Source organism: Schinkia azotoformans LMG 9581 (assembly GCF_000307855.1).
Classification (GTDB): Bacteria; Bacillota; Bacilli; order Bacillales; family Bacillaceae_J; genus Schinkia; species Schinkia azotoformans.
The window spans coordinates 1-6,888 of record NZ_AJLR01000161.1 but is presented as its reverse complement, the minus strand read 5'-3'; the positions used below and the strand labels follow the sequence as shown (position 1 = coordinate 6,888).

The 6,888-nt window shown below is 37.6% G+C and carries 9 protein-coding genes; 8 read left to right on the top strand and 1 reads right to left on the bottom strand.

Annotated elements, in window-relative coordinates; genetic code table 11:
- Positions 1-161 precede the first annotated feature (161 nt).
- The 7 genes from alr to BAZO_RS20850 all read left to right on the top strand — a co-directional run bounded on the left by alr (position 162) and on the right by BAZO_RS20850 (position 6,014).
- Positions 162-1,295: an alanine racemase gene (gene alr, locus BAZO_RS20880; protein WP_003333495.1), complete on the top strand. Its 1,134-nt coding sequence runs from the start codon at positions 162-164 to the stop codon at positions 1,293-1,295.
- 107 nt (positions 1,296-1,402) lie between these two features.
- Positions 1,403-1,684 carry a CopG family ribbon-helix-helix protein gene (locus BAZO_RS20875; protein WP_039957886.1) on the top strand — a complete coding sequence of 94 codons (282 nt, stop codon included), beginning with the start codon at positions 1,403-1,405 and terminating at the stop codon, positions 1,682-1,684.
- 3 nt (positions 1,685-1,687) lie between these two features.
- A complete protein-coding gene (ndoA, locus tag BAZO_RS20870) occupies positions 1,688-2,038 on the top strand; it encodes a type II toxin-antitoxin system endoribonuclease NdoA (RefSeq protein WP_003333492.1) in 351 nt (116 codons plus the stop codon).
- Positions 2,039-2,257: 219 nt separating this feature from the next.
- The gene (locus tag BAZO_RS20865; RefSeq protein WP_003333491.1) at positions 2,258-2,584 is read left to right on the top strand and encodes an STAS domain-containing protein; all 327 of its coding nucleotides are present in this window, start codon (positions 2,258-2,260) and stop codon (positions 2,582-2,584) included.
- 2 nt (positions 2,585-2,586) lie between these two features.
- Positions 2,587-3,075, top strand: coding sequence for an anti-sigma B factor RsbW (gene rsbW / locus BAZO_RS20860; protein WP_003333490.1), 489 nt, complete (start codon positions 2,587-2,589; stop codon positions 3,073-3,075).
- Complete coding sequence (gene sigB / locus BAZO_RS20855) at positions 3,041-3,820, top strand: RNA polymerase sigma factor SigB (protein WP_003333489.1); 780 nt, start codon at positions 3,041-3,043, stop codon at positions 3,818-3,820. The genes rsbW and sigB overlap by 35 nt, the downstream gene beginning before the upstream one ends.
- Positions 3,821-3,848: 28 nt before the next feature.
- On the top strand, positions 3,849-6,014 hold the full coding sequence (locus BAZO_RS20850; RefSeq protein WP_003333487.1) for a Tex family protein: 2,166 nt from the start codon (positions 3,849-3,851) through the stop codon (positions 6,012-6,014).
- A 16-nt stretch (positions 6,015-6,030) separates the two neighbouring features.
- Here the strand turns inward: BAZO_RS20850 and cmpA are convergent, their stop codons facing one another.
- Positions 6,031-6,144: a cortex morphogenetic protein CmpA gene (gene cmpA / locus BAZO_RS22105; RefSeq protein ID WP_003333486.1), complete on the bottom strand. Its 114-nt coding sequence runs from the start codon at positions 6,142-6,144 to the stop codon at positions 6,031-6,033.
- Between the two features lie 140 nt (positions 6,145-6,284).
- Here cmpA and BAZO_RS20845 point away from each other — a divergent pair, with 140 nt between their 5' ends.
- Positions 6,285-6,755 carry a SprT family protein gene (locus BAZO_RS20845; RefSeq protein ID WP_003333485.1) on the top strand — a complete coding sequence of 157 codons (471 nt, stop codon included), beginning with the start codon at positions 6,285-6,287 and terminating at the stop codon, positions 6,753-6,755.
- The last annotated feature ends 133 nt before the right edge of the window (positions 6,756-6,888 follow it).

The following is a 6,888-nucleotide window of genomic DNA, read 5'->3' as shown; positions in this document are numbered from 1 at the left end:
ATAAGTCAACATCGGCTCTCAGGTTCGCTGTGTTTCCTTTATCTCAGTCGATGGGCGCAAGTCTTATACGTCGCTGAACTAGCTTTAAGCTTTTCGTATTGACAATTCATCTGTAAGGGTTACAATCTAAGGAAACATTGTTTTTATTGGGGGCAAAATCGGTGGAAACGCCATTTTATCGCGATACTTGGGTAGAGGTAGATTTAAATTGTATATATAAAAATGTTCAAAACACGAAAAGATATCTCGCCGATGGAGTAGATATTATTGCTGTTGTGAAGGCGAATGGATATGGTCATGGGGCTTACGCGGTTGCACAAACAGCTTTGGCAGCAGGTGCCAATGCGTTGGCTGTTGCTTTATTAGACGAAGCGCTTGAACTTCGACAAAAGGGAATCGAAGCACCGATTCTCATTTTGGGTTGGACTCGACCTGAAGATGTCCAAGTAGCAGCAAAACATCATATTACACTCACTGTTTTTCAAATGGAGTGGCTAATGTCTGCACTTCGATTTTTAAAATCAAATCAAACAATCGATTTTCATTTAAAAGTTGATACAGGGATGGGCAGGATTGGGATTAAAGAGCAGCATGAAGCGGATGAGATCATGGATTTTATTTTAGAAAACCCGCAATTTAAAATGACTGGTGTTTATACTCATTTTGCAACTGCTGATGAGCTGGACTTAACGTATTTTGAAAAACAATATCATCGTTTTATTACAAGTTTAGGCTGGTTAAAGGATAGAAACATACAGGTGAAAACGGTCCATTGCGCTAACAGTGCAACCGCCCTAAGGTTTCCGAATCTGAATAATGCATTTAATGCGGTGAGGTTAGGTATCTCTATGTATGGATTATCACCGTCACCGGATATCAAGGATCAACTGCCGTTTCCGCTTAAAGAAGCTTTTTCATTAAAAAGCAAAATTGTCCATGTAAAACAATTAGTAGCTGGGGAGCGAGTAAGCTACGGAGGAACGTATGAAATAATTGAAAATGAATGGATAGGAACGGTTCCAATTGGATATGCTGATGGATGGATACGTAAGTTAAAATCTTCCGAGGTGCTCGTTAACGGTGAACGATGTCCAATTGTTGGACGGATTTGCATGGATCAGCTTATGATAAGCTTACCGGAGCAAGTTCCCGCTGGTACAGAGGTTGTATTAATTGGAAAACAGAACAGTGAAGAAATACACATTGATGAGATTGCAAAAATATTAGATACTATCAATTATGAAGTTCCTTGTATGATCTCATCCAGAGTTCCAAGAATTTATATGAAAATGTAATCGTAATGTAATTGAAAATTGCTTTGCATTCGAACTTATACAATGGTATTATTAATTTGGTGAAAAATTGATTTTTTTAATTGGTGTGTAGTTGATGGTGGAGGTGTATGTTTGTGTCTGAAAGTACACAAGAAATTTTAATTCGATTACCGCAAGCACTCATTAATGAAGTTGACGGTTTTCTGAAACAGGAAGAGAGTAATCGAAACGAATTTATTTACCAAGCAACAAAAATGTACCTCAGAGAGCGTAGAAAGCGACAAATCCGTGAAGCAATGAGACGCGGTTATATGGAAATGGCCAAAATTAATCTAAATATTGCGTCTGAAGCCTTTCTTGCTGAGGAGGAAGCGGACCACACCTTAGGGCGCTTAGTTAGCGAGGTGTAATCATTGAATGTGAAACGTGGCGACGTTTATTTTGCTGACCTTTCTCCTGTAGTCGGCTCTGAACAAGGTGGCGTTCGCCCAGTACTTGTAATCCAAAACGATATTGGAAATAGATTCAGTCCTACGGTTATTGTTGCAGCTATTACTGCTCAAATTCAAAAAGCAAAGCTGCCAACACATGTGGAAATTGATGCAAAAAAATATGGTTTTGAACGTGACTCTGTTATTTTACTAGAGCAAATACGAACAATTGATAAACAAAGGCTTACGGATAAAATTACGGCTCTTGATGAAAGTATGATGAGTAAAGTTGATGATGCTTTACAAATCAGTTTAGGTCTTATTGACTTTTAAAATAATTTTTAAGCTAAGGTTGCTTCTTTTAATAGTAGCAACTTTTTTTATTTGCACGGAATTTACATCGCTTTCGGATATTGATTGAAAGGTTGTTTGAAAAATGAAATAATATAAAAAGATGCATTTTCATTATGGGCTTTCATAGTTTAAAATCCCGATATGGAGGGTATAGTGCTCTAGCGGGTAATACCAAAATTGAATAGGAGGTAATATCAATTGAACTTAAAAATTGATATTGAAGAGTCGCAAAATGGCCGGGTAGTGAAATTAGCTGGTGAGGTTGATGTGTATACAGCTCCTATGCTTCGTGATGCTATTATTCCGTTAACAGTTGAAAATGATTCAAATTTAATTGTCGACATGACTAAAGTCAGTTATATGGACAGTACTGGTTTAGGGGTTTTTATTGGCGCTTTTAAATCAAGCCATCAATATAGGAGTACATTAAAACTAATAGGGGTAACAGAAAAAATAGAACGCCTATTCCAAATTACTGGTCTTTCGGAAATTATCGACATTGACACTAAGCCTAGAGGTGAATAATTATGAAAGAACCAAATGAGTACATAGAAATGAGAGTGCCTGCTAAGCCTGAATATGTTGGTGTTATTCGCTTAACTGCATCGGGAATTGCTAATCGAATGGGTTTCTCTTTTGAAGACATAGATGATATTAAGGTTGCCATTTCTGAGGCGACTACAAATGCTGTTGACCATGCTTACGGAGAACACGAAAATGGCGAGGTTGCATTAAGATTTGTCATTTATGCAGACCGATTAGAAGTTATCGTGGCGGATAATGGAAAAAGCTTTAATTTTAAAGAAAGCACCTATAAAACTGAGCCTTATAATAAGTCGTCAGCAATTGAGGAAATGAGGGAAGGTGGATTAGGGCTTTTTTTAATGAAGGCACTAATGGATGAAGTATCCATTAATAACGAATCAGGTGGTGTTGTAATTGTTATGACAAAACACCTAACTAGAGATGAGGTGGGACATAGTGGCGACACAATCTCAACCTCCGAATCAAAATAACGATGTGTATGAATGGATTACGGCCTTTCAAGAGGGAACGGATCCCGACGTTCAAATAAAAATTGTGGACCAATATAAAAATTTGGTGGAGTCGCTTGCCCGAAAGTTTTCGAGGGGAAGAGGGCTGCATGAGGATATAGTTCAAGTTGGAATGATTGGATTATTAGCAGCGATCCGTAGGTATGATCCGGTTTACGGAAAAAGCTTTGAATCTTTTGCGGTCCCAACCATTATAGGTGAAATTAAAAGATTCATTCGCGACAAAACTTGGAGCGTTCATGTCCCTAGACGTATAAAAGAACTTGGACCTAGAATTAAAAAAGCTGCAGATATTCTAACAAACGAGTATCAACGGTCACCTAAAGTGGCAGAAATTGCAGGCTTTCTTGAAGTATCAGAAGAAGAAGTGCTTGAAACAATGGAAATTAGCAGAAGCTATCATGCGCTTTCTATAGATTCTCAAATTGATACAGATGCTGAGGGCAGCAAAGTTACGATATTGGATATGATTGCGGTCAATGAAGACGGTTATAATGAAATTGACCGTACAATGTTAATTGAAAGGGCATTTGTAGTTCTGAACGAGCGGGAAAGGGAAATATTAAATTATACTTTTTACCAAAATCTGAGCCAGAAAGAAGCGGGAGAAAAAGTGGGAATCTCCCAGATGCATGTATCCCGTATCCAAAGACGCGCATTGAAAAAGTTAAAAGAAGCGCTCCAGGTAGATACGCTTGAATTATGAAGGAAGTATATAGATAGGTGGCGGACAAATGAGTAATCGCAAGGAAACGATCATTAAGAATATTGCAAAGGAATTAAATATACAACCTAAGCAAGTGCATAATGTTATTACGTTAATTGAGGAAGGAAATACGGTTCCCTTCATTGCTCGTTATCGAAAAGAAAGAACGAACGGCTTGGATGAAGTTCAAATTCGTTCAATCACGGAAAAATGGGAATATGCTCAAAATCTCGAAAAAAGAAAAGACGAGGTTATCCGCTTAATTGAAGAGCAGGGTAAATTAACAGAAGAGCTGAAGAAAAATATTGAGAATGCGGACAAGCTTCAGCAGGTTGAAGACTTGTATTTACCGTATAAGAAAAAACGTCGTACAAAAGCTACAATTGCTAAGGAAAAAGGGTTGGAACCTTTGGCTGAGTGGTTGTTCGGATTACCGACAGAAGGCGATGTTTTTGAAAAGGCAAAAGAATTTATCAGTAAAGAGCATGAAGTTGCTTCATTAGACGATGCTCTCCAAGGTGCCCGAGATATTATCGCTGAATACATATCGGATACCGCTGCATTTAGGGAGTGGATCCGAAATGAAACATTTAAAAAAGGTATCCTTAAATCAAACGTAAAAGATGAAGAGAAAGATGAAAAGAAAGTGTATGAGATGTACTACGAATATGAAGAATCAATTCATAAGGTAGTGCCCCATCGTATACTTGCGTTAAACCGTGGTGAGAAGGAAGAAATCCTGAAAGTAGGAATTGAGCCTCCTGTAGAAAATGTTCTATTTTATTTAAATAAACAAGTAATTAAAGAGATTGAGACTGTTGCTAAAGAGCAGCTTGTCGTTTCAATTGAGGATGCCTATAAACGCTTGATTCAGCCATCAATAGAGCGGGAAATTCGCAACAACTTAACGGAGAAGGCGGAAGATCAGGCCATTCATATTTTTGCTGAGAATTTAAGAAATCTTCTACTTCAACCGCCATTGAAAGGGAAAATGGTGTTGGGAGTTGACCCAGCATACAGAACAGGCTGTAAATTGGCAATCGTTGATGAAACCGGGAAAATGTTATTGATTGACGTTGTATACCCGCACCCGCCTAAGGCAAAGCCGGAGGAAGCTAAGCAGAAGGTTTTATCTTTATTAAAAGAGTATCCGATTGAAATCGTAGCGATCGGTAATGGTACGGCATCGCGTGAAACAGAGCAGTTTATTGTTGATTTATTAAAAGAAGTAGATCGTGAAATATATTATGTAATCGTAAATGAGGCAGGGGCTAGTGTATATTCGGCGTCGGATTTGGCTCGTGAGGAGTTTCCTGATCTCCATGTCGAAGAGAGAAGTGCGGTTTCAATTGCACGGAGATTGCAGGACCCGTTAGCGGAATTAGTAAAAATTGATCCAAAATCAATTGGTGTAGGTCAATATCAGCATGATGTTTCACAAAAGAAGCTAAGCGAGTCGTTAACATTCATTGTTGAAACTGTCGTTAACCAGGTAGGAGTTAATGTGAATACGGCTTCGATATCGTTGCTGCAATATGTATCGGGTTTAAGTAAATCTGTTGCAACCAATATTGTGAAGCAGCGAGATTCAGAAGGTAAATTTATTAACCGTGATCAATTGAAATCAATCCCACGTTTAGGTGCGAAAACATACGAGCAATGTATTGGGTTTTTAAGAATTATTGACGGCGACCATCCGCTTGATCGTACATCAATCCATCCGGAAAGCTATGAGGAGACAAAGCAATTGCTTAACAGAGCAGGTTGTACGCTTGATGACCTCGGATCAGAGAAGCTTAATAATGCTATAAAAGAATTAAATGTAAAAGAAGTAGCTTTGGAACTTACTATAGGAGAACCTACACTTAGAGATATCATTGATGCATTAATCCGCCCTGAGCGTGATCCAAGGGATGAAGTTACCAAACCATTATTGAAGAAAGATATCCTAAAGCTTGAAGATCTTCAAAAAGGGATGGAGCTTGAAGGAACAGTTCGTAACGTTGTTGACTTCGGGGCGTTTATTGATATCGGGGTAAAACAGGATGGGCTTGTTCATATTTCAAAATTAAGTAAGCAATTTGTGAAACATCCTATGGATATCGTATCGGTTGGCGATGTTGTAACAGTTTGGGTTGATGATGTAGATCAGAAGAAAGGGCGCGTCGCTTTAACGATGCTTCCTCCACAATAATTTAAAAAGCACTGACTTATGAGCAGTGCTTTTTTCTGTAAAAAAACCAGCATTGGTTTAATAATTTAATTTGATAGCTGTTTTTATCATGATAAGCTTGCATTAGTTGCTTTACTAACCAATAAGGCATCATAAGGAACACACCTCCCAAAATCTGATGGAATGGGTCTTGGCGTACTTAGGTATTACTTAGTGTATGCAAGATAATGTTTAATGTGCAGTCCTTTTTCAAGTAATATGAGACTTTTATGGTAAACGGAGTAATGTGATATGAATCAAAATCAATTACAAATCCTATGTGAGCAGTTGTCGATTGAACTTTTTGACAAACAATTTCTTCATACTGTTCGTTTTAATAATAGGTTGAGAACAACTGGTGGTCGGTATCTATTAAGATCACATGATATTGAAATAAATCCGAAATATTATAACGAACAAGGAACAGAAGCGGTAATAGATATCCTAAAGCATGAATTATGCCATTACCATCTTCATATTGAAGGGAGGGGGTATCAACATAAAGATCAAGACTTTAAGTCGTTGTTAAAAAAGGTAGGCGGCCCTAGGTTTTGTAAGCCGCTTTCAACATCAAAAAAAAGAAAGCAATTAATAAAATATATATATGAGTGCAACGTTTGTAAACAAACGTATAAGCGTAAAAGAAGGATGGATACGGTGCGTTATGTTTGTGGAAGATGCAGAGGAAAACTTTCCTTAAAAGAAAATGTAAATCATAGTTGACGATGAAAAATAGGATGTGTTATATTAAATAAGCCGTCGGAAGACGAGCATAGAAATGAATGAAAAGGTTAAAAAATATTGATTCATTTTCTTGACAACAATAAAATATTATTGTACAATATATAACGTTGTC

Bases quoted from the DNA above. Each gene is read 5' to 3' on its own strand.
- rsbW (WP_003333490.1), top strand. From the start codon at position 2,587: ATGAAAGAACCAAATGAGTACATAGAAATGAGAGTGCCTGCTAAGCCT.
- BAZO_RS20850 (WP_003333487.1), top strand. From the start codon at position 3,849: ATGAGTAATCGCAAGGAAACGATCATTAAGAATATTGCAAAGGAATTA.
- cmpA (WP_003333486.1), bottom strand. From the start codon at position 6,144: ATGCCTTATTGGTTAGTAAAGCAACTAATGCAAGCTTATCATGATAAA.
- BAZO_RS20845 (WP_003333485.1), top strand. From the start codon at position 6,285: ATGAATCAAAATCAATTACAAATCCTATGTGAGCAGTTGTCGATTGAA.
- BAZO_RS20875 (WP_039957886.1), top strand. From the start codon at position 1,403: ATGTTTGTGTCTGAAAGTACACAAGAAATTTTAATTCGATTACCGCAA.